Annotated in this window: 19 protein-coding genes; 12 read left to right on the top strand and 7 right to left on the bottom strand. The window is 37.4% G+C overall.

The features are described 5' to 3' along the window. Window positions 1-8: 8 nt before the first annotated feature. Window positions 9-626, bottom strand: coding sequence for a c-type cytochrome (locus tag ACE3G9_RS00650; protein ID WP_449218158.1), 618 nt, complete (start codon window positions 624-626; stop codon window positions 9-11). A 330-nt stretch (window positions 627-956) separates the two neighbouring features. Between ACE3G9_RS00650 and ACE3G9_RS00645 the strand changes: the two genes are divergently transcribed. Continuing rightward, window positions 957-2,306 carry a type II toxin-antitoxin system HipA family toxin gene (locus ACE3G9_RS00645; RefSeq protein ID WP_449218157.1) on the top strand — a complete coding sequence of 450 codons (1,350 nt, stop codon included), beginning with the start codon at window positions 957-959 and terminating at the stop codon, window positions 2,304-2,306. Continuing rightward, window positions 2,303-2,791: a helix-turn-helix transcriptional regulator gene (locus tag ACE3G9_RS00640; RefSeq protein WP_449218156.1), complete on the top strand. Its 489-nt coding sequence runs from the start codon at window positions 2,303-2,305 to the stop codon at window positions 2,789-2,791. The genes ACE3G9_RS00645 and ACE3G9_RS00640 overlap by 4 nt, the downstream gene beginning before the upstream one ends. A gap of 589 nt (window positions 2,792-3,380) precedes the next feature. Here the strand turns inward: ACE3G9_RS00640 and ACE3G9_RS00635 are convergent. Together ACE3G9_RS00635 and ACE3G9_RS00630 are read right to left on the bottom strand one after the other, a co-directional pair. Further along, on the bottom strand, window positions 3,381-3,683 hold the full coding sequence (locus tag ACE3G9_RS00635) for a type II toxin-antitoxin system RelE/ParE family toxin (RefSeq protein WP_417880536.1): 303 nt from the start codon (window positions 3,681-3,683) through the stop codon (window positions 3,381-3,383). Beyond that, complete coding sequence (locus ACE3G9_RS00630; RefSeq protein WP_417880537.1) at window positions 3,671-3,928, bottom strand: type II toxin-antitoxin system Phd/YefM family antitoxin; 258 nt, start codon at window positions 3,926-3,928, stop codon at window positions 3,671-3,673. Before ACE3G9_RS00630 ends, ACE3G9_RS00635 begins: the two co-directional genes overlap by 13 nt. 177 nt (window positions 3,929-4,105) lie before the next feature. Between ACE3G9_RS00630 and ACE3G9_RS00625 the strand changes: the two genes are divergently transcribed. The 10 genes from ACE3G9_RS00625 (at window position 4,106) to ACE3G9_RS00580 (ending at window position 9,866) form a co-directional block, all read left to right on the top strand. Further along, entirely contained in the window at window positions 4,106-4,723 is a 618-nt protein-coding gene (locus ACE3G9_RS00625; RefSeq protein WP_449218155.1) for a hypothetical protein, read from the top strand. A 142-nt stretch (window positions 4,724-4,865) separates the two neighbouring features. Next, window positions 4,866-5,729 (top strand): AbaSI family restriction endonuclease, encoded by an 864-nt coding sequence (locus ACE3G9_RS00620; protein WP_449218154.1) that lies wholly within the window; start codon window positions 4,866-4,868, stop codon window positions 5,727-5,729. A gap of 560 nt (window positions 5,730-6,289) precedes the next feature. After that, on the top strand, window positions 6,290-6,535 hold the full coding sequence (hipB, locus tag ACE3G9_RS00615) for a type II toxin-antitoxin system antitoxin HipB (RefSeq protein ID WP_105902588.1): 246 nt from the start codon (window positions 6,290-6,292) through the stop codon (window positions 6,533-6,535). Further along, window positions 6,535-6,810, top strand: coding sequence for a HipA N-terminal domain-containing protein (locus tag ACE3G9_RS00610; protein ID WP_449218153.1), 276 nt, complete (start codon window positions 6,535-6,537; stop codon window positions 6,808-6,810). Before hipB ends, ACE3G9_RS00610 begins: the two co-directional genes overlap by 1 nt. Next, the gene (locus ACE3G9_RS00605; RefSeq protein WP_449218152.1) at window positions 6,776-7,231 is read left to right on the top strand and encodes a HipA domain-containing protein; all 456 of its coding nucleotides are present in this window, start codon (window positions 6,776-6,778) and stop codon (window positions 7,229-7,231) included. The genes ACE3G9_RS00610 and ACE3G9_RS00605 overlap by 35 nt, the downstream gene beginning before the upstream one ends. Before the next feature lie 239 nt (window positions 7,232-7,470). After that, window positions 7,471-7,791 carry a helix-turn-helix domain-containing protein gene (locus ACE3G9_RS00600; RefSeq protein ID WP_089138410.1) on the top strand — a complete coding sequence of 107 codons (321 nt, stop codon included), beginning with the start codon at window positions 7,471-7,473 and terminating at the stop codon, window positions 7,789-7,791. After that, window positions 7,776-8,087 carry a HipA N-terminal domain-containing protein gene (locus tag ACE3G9_RS00595; protein ID WP_449218151.1) on the top strand — a complete coding sequence of 104 codons (312 nt, stop codon included), beginning with the start codon at window positions 7,776-7,778 and terminating at the stop codon, window positions 8,085-8,087. Before ACE3G9_RS00600 ends, ACE3G9_RS00595 begins: the two co-directional genes overlap by 16 nt. Then, window positions 8,087-9,136 carry a type II toxin-antitoxin system HipA family toxin gene (locus tag ACE3G9_RS00590; protein WP_449218150.1) on the top strand — a complete coding sequence of 350 codons (1,050 nt, stop codon included), beginning with the start codon at window positions 8,087-8,089 and terminating at the stop codon, window positions 9,134-9,136. The genes ACE3G9_RS00595 and ACE3G9_RS00590 overlap by 1 nt, the downstream gene beginning before the upstream one ends. A 198-nt stretch (window positions 9,137-9,334) precedes the next feature. Further along, a complete protein-coding gene (locus ACE3G9_RS00585; RefSeq protein ID WP_449218149.1) occupies window positions 9,335-9,607 on the top strand; it encodes a type II toxin-antitoxin system Phd/YefM family antitoxin in 273 nt (90 codons plus the stop codon). After that, the gene (locus tag ACE3G9_RS00580) at window positions 9,588-9,866 is read left to right on the top strand and encodes a Txe/YoeB family addiction module toxin (protein ID WP_449218148.1); all 279 of its coding nucleotides are present in this window, start codon (window positions 9,588-9,590) and stop codon (window positions 9,864-9,866) included. Before ACE3G9_RS00585 ends, ACE3G9_RS00580 begins: the two co-directional genes overlap by 20 nt. Window positions 9,867-10,383: 517 nt before the next feature. Here ACE3G9_RS00580 and ACE3G9_RS00575 read toward each other — a convergent pair. Genes ACE3G9_RS00575 through ACE3G9_RS00560 form a run of 4 tightly spaced genes read right to left on the bottom strand, consistent with a single transcriptional unit; the run spans window position 10,384 to window position 14,582 of the window. Next, window positions 10,384-11,505: a glycosyltransferase family 4 protein gene (locus ACE3G9_RS00575; RefSeq protein WP_449218147.1), complete on the bottom strand. Its 1,122-nt coding sequence runs from the start codon at window positions 11,503-11,505 to the stop codon at window positions 10,384-10,386. 8 nt (window positions 11,506-11,513) lie between these two features. Further along, window positions 11,514-12,521: an NAD-dependent epimerase gene (locus tag ACE3G9_RS00570; RefSeq protein ID WP_005384851.1), complete on the bottom strand. Its 1,008-nt coding sequence runs from the start codon at window positions 12,519-12,521 to the stop codon at window positions 11,514-11,516. Further along, a complete protein-coding gene (locus ACE3G9_RS00565) occupies window positions 12,518-13,420 on the bottom strand; it encodes an ATP-grasp fold amidoligase family protein (protein ID WP_025768342.1) in 903 nt (300 codons plus the stop codon). The genes ACE3G9_RS00570 and ACE3G9_RS00565 overlap by 4 nt, the downstream gene beginning before the upstream one ends. Next, window positions 13,386-14,582, bottom strand: a complete 1,197-nt coding sequence (locus tag ACE3G9_RS00560; RefSeq protein ID WP_449218146.1) for a glycosyltransferase family 4 protein — start codon at window positions 14,580-14,582, stop codon at window positions 13,386-13,388. Before ACE3G9_RS00560 ends, ACE3G9_RS00565 begins: the two co-directional genes overlap by 35 nt.

Below are 14,582 nucleotides of genomic sequence, written 5' to 3'. Positions count from 1 at the left end.
GTCTGTTCCTAATAACGTAATGAGGCAAAGTAATAGGCAAGATTCTCGATTTCCTTATCGGTGAGATTCTTTGCGATAGACCCCATAATATTCAATGGATCACCACTACGCGTACCATGCTTCCAAGCCATTAATTGTGCCTTCAAGTAATCGGCATGCTGACTCGCTAATCGAGGAAACTTATCGACACCCATTCCGCTTGCTCCGTGACACGTTGCACAAGCCGGTATATTACGCTTCCAATCCCCTTGAAAGATTAATTTACGATAAGGACTTTGAATGTCGGCTTGATCACCACGATGTTCCAAATTAGTAAAATCATAGCTCGGAAGGTTAGAAAAATACGCCATCACTTCTTCACGATCTTTCGGCTCGCTTAATTGCTTTGCCATACCTTGCATAGTGGCATTTTTACGCTCTCCACTTAGGAATAGTTTAATTTGATTATTGAGGTAGTCTGCATTTAAACTTGCGATCATAGGGGCAATGTTGATTTGACCCATGCCATCGGTCCCATGACAACTACTACACATTTGTGCTTTTTCTGGAATGGGTGACGCAATGACATGGGCTGACGGGAGCGCCAGCAAAAAGCTTGCCACTGCTATTGGGATGAATTTTAACATTTTCACTCACATTGTTATTATTTATGAATGACATTATAAATAGTGTTGAGAGTTAAAAATATTGTGGATTACCACATATTTATATATATCCAAGCCTTCCCACGTTGTGACTAGCAAGATCATTAAAAGCAACTTACTTTTCATAGATCACGGCTGCGTTATCAACACGACCAGAGCAATCTGCGATAGAATCATGCGTTAGAAATCAGCTTTTAGCAATTGAAAATTCGAGGCAGCCAAACAAGATTTAGTGACAACTTTAGGTTACAGATATTGAGTAAATTATGATTTATGAGTAGAATAATACACGTAATCATTTGGGGGGTTGTTATGGAATCACTAACGATACAAGCCTACATACTCAGAGTATGGTCTGATATTGCACAAATTACTTTTCCTAAAAGTGATCAAGGTAATTTTGTCACTACAGAGATTCACTATCACAAAGAGTATGCACTCGCTCACTTCGAGAAAGATGACATGCATGCCGTTTCAATTAATTACCCGGTTAATTTCTTCTTTGATGATATGGGTCGTTCGGGTTGGTTAAGATTTCTTGACGACATTATGCCAAGCGGTGCAAGTCGACGTTTTTGGGTCAAACAGCTTGATATTGAAGATCTCTCTATTGAACAGCAAAACTTCATTCTGTTGAAATATGGCACTATCTCCCCTGTTGGTAACCTTCGAATAAAAGAATCCCTACCAGAGCGGACTGAGAAATCAGATTCGCTCTTGTTTGCAATTAGTGATGTTATCGACCGAGCCAGTGACTTCTTAGATTATGCCCAAGAAAGAGGTGCTGCGGCTGGCGGTGCAACCGGTGCTGGTGGTGAAGCGCCCAAGTTATTATTACGTTGTTCTAACGACGGTAAAATCTGGATTGATAGTTTTCAAGACGATATTACAAATCAAGATTTACACTATTTAGTAAAATATCCTAGAGGTGCTCGAGGGCAAATAGACTGCAATATTTTACGCGCTGAATTTTACTATTACCATGAACTAACAAACCTAGGCATCGATACCATTCCTATTGAGTCTATGCGGTTGGAAGAAGGTGCCAATTACCCTTCTCTTTGGCTACCAAGATTCGATATATATATTGATGATGAGCAGAATATTCAGCGTTATGCTATGGAATCCGTTTACTCCATTTTGAATAAAGGGCCTGGCAGCCTTCTCGACCATGAAGAGACCATTCGGCAGCTGATTTATAAAATAACGAATAGTCATATGGTTACTGAGCAAGGATTTCAATTTGACGTTCAAGGTTTTGTCATTGAATGGGTAAAGCGAGACTTGCTCAATATTCTATTTGGTAATAGTGACAATCATGGGAGAAACACCTCCTTCATTAAAGGAGACAGTTATATCAAACTCGCTCCAATTTATGACTTTGCACCAATGAAAGCCGACCCTGATGGCATACCAAGAACAACCAAATGGAAATCACCTTTAGAAGTCGGTGGTGAGTATGATTTTGATGGTATAGCAAATTCATTATCAGATTTAGTCCCTAAAGAAATATTATTAAACGAACTTAAAGAACTAGCAAAAAACTGCCTTGCTTTAAAAGAAAGGTTAGAAGAAAGAGGCGTACCAAAGCAGATTTTAGATATGCCAGCCATTGGTATGGATTTCATTGCTATAAGACTGACAAAATGGGGGCTAGTATGAGTACTAACAAAAAAAATACCAACGGTTCAAGTAATTCATCAGCAGAATCAGCACATGAGGCTATAGCTCGACTTCGCTCAAGAAATCAACGTTTAAAAACGATAGAGCAGCCACAATCCCCCATTAATAGCTCAATTGAATACGTTGAAACAGAGAAAAAGAGAGCGTCTAAACACGCACCATCAATACCTACATCAGAAAGGCAGTACAAAATAAGTGAAGTTATTCGAACCTTATTAATGGGTGAGCTAACACAAGGACAAGCCCTTAAAGAGCTACGGATCAGTGTATTAGGTGTCAAACAAGATACATTCGCCAAAATGGTTGGTGTTTCAAGAAAAACCATATCTGAGATAGAGAACGACCGTGGAGTTTTTAAAACAGATATTCTTGATAAAGCGTTTAAGCCCTTCGGACTAAAAGTAGGGTTAATACCAGTTTCTAGTAGCTTATTGCATTCCGTATTAAGTAGTCATAATGAATGATATTGAGAATAATTGTGTGCATATGCCAGTATTGGAGGGCCCAACGTTTCGTCACAAAACTTCATAAATACTCGAGTAAATCCTTATACCGAATGAAAAAATAATGTAACGAACTTATCCAGAATTATCCAGAATTATCCAGAAGAAAGATAATCTCTGTTTCCTCACTGAATTATCCTTTAGACATTTAACCAGTCAGATACAACTAAACTGGTATTAATTTGTTAGGTAAATTAGGGCAAACGTCGATACTCAGGAACGCCGTGAGTGAGGGGACTGAATTGAAATGGGGCATGCTCGTGACAGAAGTGATTGGCCTGACACGAGCGTGGACACTTTCGAGCTAGAAAGTGCCCACGGGTAAAAAACCAGCCTGTAAAGCCTCTGGACAATTTTTAGCTACCGATTCGATTTTACTCATTTAATAAATTACGGATTAGTTGATGTATGGGAAAGTAACGCAGCGTTAAGGTGTGAGCAATACTGATACTTCCGCAGACCACCTTAAACACTAAACTCAACGCATAGTGAAAATACCACGTGTTACGAATAACTCTTAAACAGTTTGTAAGTCTCTCATTCCCAAAGGTTATTGCTTACTCAACAGAAACTTACGTAAATCTCTCTCAGTACGCATAACAAACAGAATAAACACTTTATCACCGTCTTGTTTATAGAAAATACGACATGGATTAACGACAACTTCACGATAACTTAAATGTTCTAGTTCGGGTGGAATACGACCTGATTTTGGGAAAGTTTGTAGGCGTTCGACTTTAGAGAAGATCGTTTGTACTAATTGATTTGCAGCTACGATATTTTCAAGTGCGATGTATTCAGCGATATCGTTGAGGTCAGATAACGCTGGCTCAGCCCAGATTATTTCAACCATTTTGACATTTTGTCCTTGGCTTCATCATGACTTACTACTTTACCGCCAGCTAGTGCGCGTTCACCTCGTGAAATACCCTCAAGAATAGACAAACGATTTTGCATAAACTCGTAATCATCAACATCAACTAGATACGCGGATGGCTTACCATGCTCGGTAATTAACACTGGTTCTTTGGTGTCGTGGAGATCGGAGAGGATCTTAGTTGCTTGACGTTTAAGTGATGTAACTAGTTCTACTTTCATAAAAGCTGCTCCAAAGGAATACTAAAGTGATACTATTCTATCACTTTGAGTATAGCAAGCTCCATGACGGCTAACAGATAATTTTTAGTTGGGAAAACGCACTCCTAGAACTTGTAGTGCATTTAATCTAAGTGGTTTTGGGGCAGATCTGAGCTAGCCACATCAGCTAACTCGAAGATGGACAGATCTGGTTTAGCCGCCAGCACCATAAATGGTGTTGGACAGCCTTCGTCCTGGCATTTTCAACCAAAAGGCTCAATCGTAATCGGAATTAGGACTACCCCATTCATTTCCTACAGGACCGCCCAACATTCCTTGAAGCTTCCTTCTTTTACACCACGCTATCGCGATCTCATCAAATATCTCAGCAGGAATTTCAGCAGTTCTGACAAATTTGAACCGACGTTCTTTTCTGATAAAACGGACATTTATGTCAATGTTGGTAATAAGATCGTTAAATGCAAAAATGTGCGAATAAAGGATCATGCCTTAAAAAATATGACGCTGGCTACGTCTACAAGATTGATATTTGATGGTCATTTATATAATGAAAAAGTTGAATATATTTTGGTCTACTATCTTGATGGGGTGAAATATACAGCATTTATTGATTCTCATGGTTTTATTGGTAATGAATGGTCATTAGCTCCTAATAGTTTTGGTAAAAATACAGTTACTTCTGAGTTAATAGAGAAAACTCTTGAACACTATGGCTACACAAAAATATTCTCTAACTACGTTTGTTTTAAACGTGTTAAAAATGATTTTGAAGTTGCGTTTAAGAAAAGTACATAACAAATGCATCAACACGATTTTCTACACTCGGCGTTGTCAGTTTGCCTTTAGTTTCAGTGATTAAGGCGGTAAAATTCAGTTTAGTCTGTATCGTAGCAAACGTGTTATGCGGGCGTTAGAATTATAAGGTTAGGTTTAATGTATGGATAAAAAAGATTACATAATTAGGCAACTGGGAAGAACTAACAACAAAAAATATGAAGCTTATGTTGTTTCGAGAATTATTCATCGTTTAGATGACTTTAGTATTAAGTTTGTAACTCAACAATATGTAACCCGCCCTGATGGCAGGGCTCTCACTGATTTATTTTTCCCTCAATTAGGTTTGCATATTGAAGTAGATGAAGGACAACATTTTACTAGTGACAATATTATTAAAGATAAAATACGTGAACTTGATATTATAAATGCTACAGGACATGAAATTTTACGTGTAGATGTCACAAAGTCATTAGATGAGATAAATTCCCAGATTGAAGAAATTATTAACAAGATTAAAATGTTAAAGTTAAGGTGTGATTTTACTGATTGGGATATTGATGCTGAATTCAACCCTGAAACGTATGTTAAGCTTGGCTATATCTCAACATCAGATAATGTAGCTTTTAAAACTATAAAAGATGCTTGTAATTGCTTCGGACATAGTTACTTGGGGTTTCAACGTGCGGGAACACATCATCCTTATCATTCTGATACCATTCTATGGTTCCCTAAATTATTTCCAAATGGTGTGTGGAATAATGTAATTTCTGATGATGAAAATATAATCATTGAAAGGCATGAAGAAGAAGAAGAAGCCGCTAAAAAGCATGTATTAATGCACCTCGAAAACAAAGAAAAATATAAACATAAGCGGATAGTTTTTGCAAAAGTAAAAGGTAACTTAGGTGATGTTCTATACCGTTTTAGAGGCTTGTACGAACTAGACACTAAAAAGAGTAATTATCAAACTGGTCTTGTTTGGAAAAGAATAAGCACTAAAGTTGAGACTTTTCAGCAAATATAATTCTAACAGAGCGTTACTTTCCCACACGTCAACTAATCCATAATTTACTAAATTAGTAAAATCGGTAACTCAAAAATGTCCACGCTCGTGTCAGGCCAATCACTTCTGTCACGAGCATGCTCCAAAATGCGTTAGCTAGTAACCTTGCAACGGCTACAATGATTTTCTTTTTCCATATATTTTCTCATGCTACATGTTGCTAATCCTGTATAGCTTAAAATTTGATAACTTACACCAAAGTAAATTATCTAGTCGGTTAAATACAAAATTCTGAACTATAGTTTGATAGTCAGTCAAAGCCATCATTTGATTTCCTTTTAGTTCATGAAATGGGAATTCACTGAACTCAACCTAAAGGACGACAAGTTACAAATACAACCTATTATCAAACAGACGTAATTGCCTTGCATGGGCAAGAAATGTCCATTGAACATACCATACCCCCACTAGAGGATAATTTGGACTTTATCCTCTTCTAGGGATATACTTTTATTTATCCTCACTAAAGGATAATCACATCTATTTAGGCCGACCTAACGCTATCCAGAGAGCAAAAACCAATGATATATAGTCCAAAACAATTAGCCGATATGATGCTACTGATACGTCAAAAGAATGGATGGACACAATCTGAACTGGCAAAAAAAGTCGGTATCAAACAAGCGACGATCTCGAACTTCGAAAATACCCCTAACAAAACAACCCTTTCTACTTTCTTTAAGATTGTTCAGGCTATGGATCTAACATTGAGTATCCAAGAAAAATCACAGGCAGCTTCGTTAGATGAAAATGATGAGAGTTGGTAATGCAAAAACTAATCGCATACATGAATGGTGAACTTGTTGGCACTTTAGAAAAACATAAGAATGGTGCTCATACTTTTCAATATGATAAAAACTGGATAACCAATGCGGCGAGTCGCCCACTATCATTGTCGTTAAAGCTTCAATTACCAACCATCACCTCCGATGCAGTGATAAACTTTTTTGACAATCTTCTGCCAGATAGCCCTCAAGTCAGAGATAGAAAAAATAATGGCGCTGTTAATGGGCTCAAGCAACGCCATAGAAGACCGCTATAACTTCATGAGATTTCAAGTATTTCAATGGCTCATTGGTGCCACAGATGGACACGCTAAAAACGTTTCGATCTATATTGATAAAGGAGGGAGCTATAGACTCACCCCATTCTACGATATTTTGTCAGCCTACCCACTACTGGGAGGAAAAGGACTCAATATCAGAAAGCTAAAGCTATCGATGGGATTGAAAGCAACAAAAGGCAAGAAGGTTGAAATTAGTAAAATCTTGCCTCGCCACTTTTTGGATACTGCTAAAGCCGTCAATTTTAGCCAAGACACGATGCAAGAGATCATGAATGAAATGAAAAATGCCTTACCAAAAGCAATATTACAAGTAAGTGCTAGATTGCCTGAGAACTTTCCCAAGCATATCGCAAGTTCTATTTTTGATAATACTCAGAAAATGATGAAGAAGCTCTAGATCAAAACTCTTAGTTCTACTTTTTTACATCACTTGGTCCTTTTTTACATTTCCCATCTAAATCAGCTCTTTTGTGAGCCACAAACACCCTATTAGCTCGTATATGGCCTTTTAGAATATTAACAATAACAAAAAGCTCACCATTGAATTTCACCCCCTTTACTTAGACCTTTTATGGTCTTATATTTGTATCGAATAGATCATAAAGCTCAATTAAGAACCCTGACATAGGCAAGATTATGAACCCAAAAGTATTACAGCTACGCGATCAGGTAAACTCACTTGAATCTCATATGCATTCCGTTCTTGAAGAACTGTTGCACAATATCGAAGATTCCGTTGACCGTCCCATATCGACATATCCTATTTACGATAAAAATAGTCTGGTTGCTGATATGCAACGACGTAAGAAAGCAATCTCATTAGAAGAATTAGAGCTTCAAACTGATATTTCTAGTTCAACGATAAAGCGCATGCTTAAAGACCCAAGTAAAACATCACTAGATAATTTTTTAACCATTGCTAATGAATTAGGCATGAAGATATGGATAGAAAAGTAAAAGTTCTGCTGTATGGGAAGTTTTGCGGTGTACTCACCCAAGATGTGCATGGCTTTACCTTTGAGTATGATGCTTCGTATAAAGGGCGAAGCTTGTCACTGAGTATGCCACTAAATGAAAAGAGATTTGAAAGCAAAGAGTTACCCCCCTTCTTTCTTAGCCTTGCGCCAGAAGGTTGGCTGAAAAAGCGCTATTCAGAGTTACAGAAAATTGATGAAAATGATCCGCTTGGTATGCTTTTGTCAAATGGCAAAAACTTACTTGGCGCAGTGCAACTGATGAGGTTAGAAGCGTAATGTATCCTAGTAACAGAAGCCTTATCAGCTTAGTGGGTCTTAATGACACTAATCGTGAGCAAAAAGAATATAAAAAAGGCGAGATAAAAGCTCTGCTTGGTGCAAGTAAGTATCAAATGCGTTTGCCTTTTACACGTGACGAGTTTGTTAATGAGCTGCCAAAAAAACAGAAAGGCATGAGTATTTCTGGTTACCAACCAAAACTATCGTTAGCAATTAACGATAAAGATGAGCTCGGAATTGTAGAAGATAAGGCTTTGTTTATTCTTAAACCTTCGCCCACAGAGTTTCCTTATTTAGCGGAAAATGAGCATGCCACTATGTTGGTTATGAAAGCGCTTGGTTTTAATTTACCTCCGTTTGGTTTGGTTCGCTTTAGGGAACAGAACGAAGACAGCGAGCGCGCTTTTATTATTAGACGTTATGACCGTTTAAAAGCAGGTGAAGAAGCGATCCATCAAGAGCAACTAGATGCGGCAATGAGTATTAGCGAAAAGTACGGGAAGATAAAGGATGATGATGAGGGCTATATTAGCTACGAGCAAGCCTGTCAATTCTTAATCCATCATGTAGACAGTAGCTTGTCATTTAAAAGAGAGCTGTTTAATCGGGTACTCACCGCCTATTTCCTTGGTAACAATGACCTCCATTTACGCAATATTGGCTTACTTTTACCTGAAAAAGGCACAGCACAACTAGCGCCTATCTATGATTATGTATCGATAGCCCCTTACCCTGACTGCATTGCTAACGAAACCACATTAGCACTACCACTTTTAGCTAGCGAAGAAGGTAATAATGGAAATACGAGCGGTTATATTTCACATTGCACTTATACTGGCTTTGATTTTCTCACGTTTGCCGAAAATATTGGGATTAAGCCAAAGTTAGCTAAAAAATGGATTGAAGAACTTTGTGCACAAACAGAAAAGATTAAAGACATTTACCAGAATAGTTTCATGCCAGAAGCGCATATTGTAAAGGTGGCTGAATGGATTGATAGTCGGAAGAACTACTTGCTTCAACTTGAACACGTAGACATCGATTAATTCTTTTAAGGCGCAAACGTCTAATTAAACAGTGAGACTTTATTCGGCCTCGTCTATTTTAAAGTTCCATGACATGAGATCACTTAGATCATCTTTAGGGGCACGAGCAAAAACCAGCTGTTTTTTCCTGCTTGAATGACTTGTGATATTTCTTATACTACTATGTACGGCATTACAGTACACATAAGTGAGTTAACGATGAATAGCGTCAGTGTAAACAAGTTTAGAGACAACCTAAAAGCGTATGTTGAACAAACAGTTAGCCAACATGAACCTTTAAAGGTTACAAGACGTGCTGGTGACGACTTTGTTGTAATGAGCGCTGATGATTGGGAGCGAGAGCAAGAAACGTTACATGTATTGCAGAGTAATAGTTTGATGCAACAAATTGCTAGCTCAATGAAAACGCACATGGCAAATAAAGGCTATAAACCAACACAAGAGCAATTAGATGAGATCACTAATCTTTGAAGGTAAAACTTGGCTCATCTACGAGCAATTAAGAGATAAAGATAAAAAACTACACAAAGCTTTGTGCAAAATATTAAAGGAAATGTTGCGTTCAGATCCTAGCTCTGATTTAGGAAAACCAGAGCCTCTAAAACACAATTTATCTGGGCTTTGGTCTAAGCGAATTTCCCAAAAAGATCGATTGATTTACAAATACGATGATGAATATATTTATATTTTCGCCATTGGTGGACACTACGACGATCATAAGAACATATAACGTCACATTAAAGGGCGTTATTGATTAGCCAACAACACCCACCAACTCCAATCCAAAAACGCCCAACTTTAAGGGATGTTCACACCTGCTCCACCATGTTTTTTGTTCGCGAACAGCGAACAAGTTTTAAGCAAACGGAAGGATATTTTGCAAGTAATTGGTGGTAATTAGATAAAAGTGAATCTTAAACCTGATGAACTAAAATGTTTTCGTCAAATTAGATAAGTATGAAAAGTGGAGAGTAAATTGTCGACATGAAGCATCAGCTCTAACTGATTTTGGGTAAACGTTCACCGGGATAGTTTGATTTATTAAAAATGGACCTGTTCATGCAATTTCCCTGGGGGAGCGTGTGATTACACAACTATTGGGGTAACTATTGAAAATGCTTAAGCGGCAAAAAACTGTCTCAAGAGCGTCTCACGGCTGAGACAGTCGCTCGCTTAATGCTCTGTAAAATAAAGACAAAAAAGGATCTCTAAAGATCTCCCCAATAGATCTGACTACTGGGATTTCGTTATTTTTCCGCTAGCACTTCTTCAATCGCATCAAGGTACTTTTGAATAACAATTTTCTCATCAAACTCACGCTCGATTTTAAGACGGCTTTGACGCCCCATTTCTAAACGTTGCTCGTGAGACATTTGGATCATGAGATCCAATTTTTCAGTCAAGCTTTCAGTACTGCGCAAGTCACACAGATAGCCATTTACCCCGTCATCAACGGTTTCACGACAGCCAACATTGTCAGTGGTAACAATCGGTTTACCCATAGCCCCTGCTTCAAGTAACGACTTAGGCACCCCTTCACGATAAAAAGAGGGCAACACCATACAATCCACTTTCGCAATATCTTTCTCTACCGAGTCAGAAACACCTAGATAGTTCACTATCCCCTCATCAACCCACGCTTGCATTTCAAGTTCAGTGACTGCTGATGGGTTATTGACTCCAACAAAGCCGAGTAATTGAAATTCAACTTTATCACCATACTTAACTTTGAGCTCACGCGCTGATTCAACATAGTGACCAATGCCTTTGTCATAAAGCATACGAGCAATGAGTAAAAAACGAACAACACCATCACCTTCAGAAGGCTGCAAAGTAAAACGGGTTAAATCCACACCAGAACCTGGAAGACGGTCTGTAACTGTGGGACTTGCGAGCTTATGGTCTAGAAATAGCTTTCTATCATCTTCATTTTGAAAGAAGATTTTATCGGCTTTACGTTGGCTAATCTTATACAGAAAACGGGCTAATTTTGCGGTAAGCGACTCATTAATAAAGACCATACCTAAGCCGGCAATATTATTGACCGACTTAGAGCCAACAAAATGCCCAGCTAACGTGCCGTAGATATTATTCTTTGGAGTAAAGTTCAGTACCACATCGGGTTTGACGCTCTTAAAGATTTTGATAAATGAGAAAAACGTACCAATATCCTTAATAGGGTTTGTACCCCCTTGGTCAATGTTGATATGACAAAAGCTTGCTCCAAGTGATTCAAGCTTCGGTGAATAATCATCTTTAGGGGCTATAGCTACAACCTGATAACCAGCCTCCAGCAACGCCGTAATGGTGTTTCTTCTGAAATTATATAAATACCAACTTGTATTTGCTGAAATCGCAACCGTTTTCATCTAACTACCTAAACCTTATAAAACTCGCGATACCAATCAACTAAGGCTTGAACGCCTTGTTTAAGACCAACTTGAGGTTTATAGCCAGTCGCTTCGAATAAATCAGAGGTATCAGCATAAGTCTTATACACATCACCAGGCTGCATCTCGCGGAAGTTCTTTTTCGCTTCAATACCAAGCGCAGATTCGATTTCCGTGATGAAGTCCATAAGGTTAACTGGACTACCGTGACCGATATTGTAAACAGAATATGGAGCAGAACTAGAAGCAGGCGTACCGGATTCAACGGTCCAGTCGTCATTTCTTTGAGGGATAACCTCAGAAATACGTACAATACCTTCAACAATGTCGTCAATGTAAGTGAAGTCTCGCCACATATCGCCATTATTGTTTATATCAATTGTATCGCCCTCTAATATCTTCTTAGTGAAAATAAAAGGTGCCATGTCAGGACGACCCCATGGACCGTAAACGGTGAAGAACCGCAATCCAGTCGTCGGTAAGTCATACAAGTGAGAGTATGAATGTGCCATTAACTCATTTGATTTCTTCGTCGCTGCATACAAAGAAACTGGATGGTCAACCGTATCACTTGTTTCAAAAGGTGTTTTTTGATTCAAGCCATAAACAGAAGATGACGATGCGTAAACTAAATGCTTAACTTTTGAATGTCGGCAACCCTCTAGGATGTTTAGGTGACCAACTAAGTTAGAATCCGCATAGGCCATCGGGTTTTCTATAGAGTATCTCACACCAGCTTGAGCTGCTAAGTGGATAACACAATCAAACTGGTTGTTAGCGAAGAAATCAGCTACAGCTTGTCTATCCGAGAGATCCATCTTTACAAATTCGAATCGCTCACTATTATTGATCGTCAGTAGTCGAGCTTCTTTAAGATTAACATCATAGTAATCATTAATATTATCTACACCAACAACACTCGCACCTTTACTCAAAAGCACTTCAATGGTTTTAGCGCCAATAAAACCCGCTGCGCCAGTTACTAAATATTTCATTTATCAAATTCCTTCCAATAACTACCTAATAAGACATCTGCATCTTTACTTGAAAGTGGTTCCCAACCACTACCATGACAAAACGTTAGTTCTCCAAAATAAACCTTTCCATCGACGTTATACATATCAACTCGAACGTACTTAAAAGGTTTCGCTAATTTTTTTGCTAGTGAAACCACGTCAGGCATATTAATTGGAAACTCGTAGGAATCATCAACTGATTCATACTTGGGTTGTATAGCAAAATCTAACTTTTCTAAATTCTCGGAATACAGTGATCTTTTATGATTACTAAACCGGTCACTATCAACCTGAATTATTACTTTTTCCTGGTTACTATCGTCCCCTTGAAAAATATGCAATTTGTAATCGGATGGCAGAGAACCATCTTTATGCATTAATAACTCTTCCATGAGTACTTGAGGCGTTTCAAGATCATAGAAATTTTCATCAATCTTTTGTCCTATTTTTACTTTTAGGTAACGATTGAATTGTGCTGATAATGCATTTAAATCTGTTAATTTTGACTTATCAAGTACTACTTTAACATTCTCACCACCACCTCCATTACTCGTTTTGATAACAAACTTATCAGGTGCTTTGTGAAAGAAATCAGGCGTTACATGAGTTGTTTTAGCAATTAAAGGAATTAAATGTTCTTTACCAATAGTATCTTCGACGTATTTTCTCACAGTATACTTATCAACATAACGAGAGAAGCTTAATGATTGTGAATCTAACTTTCGAGCAAATACTTTTTCTGAAAATGTACTAGGAGATATAAAGTCTGGATAATACTTATGAGTTATAACAAATCTAATTTTATTATAAACATTGGGAGTAATAACCAATCTAAGAACATCTCTAGTTATATTCTTTAATTCTTTTTTCAGATTCATTACTCAAATCATCCATATTCTTCATTATATTTTCAAAGCCATTTACGAAACCATCGTAATCAAATTTATCTTTCACATATTGAGTTCTTTGATTACGACAAGACAACACATCATCATCAATCGATAGAATATTTGAAGTAAACTCATCAACAAAAGTGTCATCACTGGCTTTTGTTTTCGTAATTAAGCCAATACCCTCGTTAACTAATACATCATTAATTCCATCAACTAGAGAAGAGCAAACAAAGCACCCTGCATTAAGTGCCTCTATAACGACTCTAGGTAGTCCTTCTTTGTGACTAGCGAATAAAAAAACGTCAGATAAAGACAAGTATTCATTAACAAAAGGAGTATATGGGACTATTATTACATTATCTTTTAGCCCAGAATCGTTTATTAAATTTAACACCTCGTCCTGATACTTAATGTCAATTTCAGTAGGTGGACTTCCGATCATAAGTAATACATCACCATCTTTGTAGACTTTACCAAAAGCTCTTACAATATCTAGCTGATTTTTCCTTATACAAATACTTCCAACTGTAATATAAACTTTATTATATTTTTCTATTGTTCCTTTTATTTCTTCGACTGCGCTATAGTCCAATATTTTAAAATTAAATCCTGTATTCAAAATAGTTAGCTTTTTTTGATATCGCTGCTTTTCATTTTCTGACAGAACATCACTACAGTCACTAGATATAAGAATTATCTTATTTGAAAGGGCTGCAGCGATTGACGATATAAACTTAACTCGGTCATTTATCCTTACATACCAAGAAACTCTATCCCTTAAAACAAAAATAACAGGAAGGTAGAATAGAAAGCTGCGAATGTCATTCACACATATATAATCAGACTTTCCAATCAAGTTAATATTAAAAAGTTGCTTAATCCATAAATATATTAGCAGAAAAGGATATACAACCTTTTGGTAAAGTTTAAATTTACTTCTCGGTTTTAACAACAGTTCAGGAACAGGAAGAACAAATGAATTTATTCCTAAATCATTGGACTTCTGAGCTAACGGGCCGTTTTTAGATGTAACTAAACTAACATCCAAATATTCTTTACTATTTAATCCAGAAGCTAGCTCCAACATACTTTTTGGAGCTCCGTAAAGTCCCTTATAATAACTTTCTATAAAAATAATTTTTTTCAT

The organism is Vibrio sp. E150_018, from assembly GCF_053544035.1.
The sequence above is the reverse complement of the archived record's forward strand: the minus strand, read 5'-3'. Positions and strand labels throughout refer to the sequence as shown.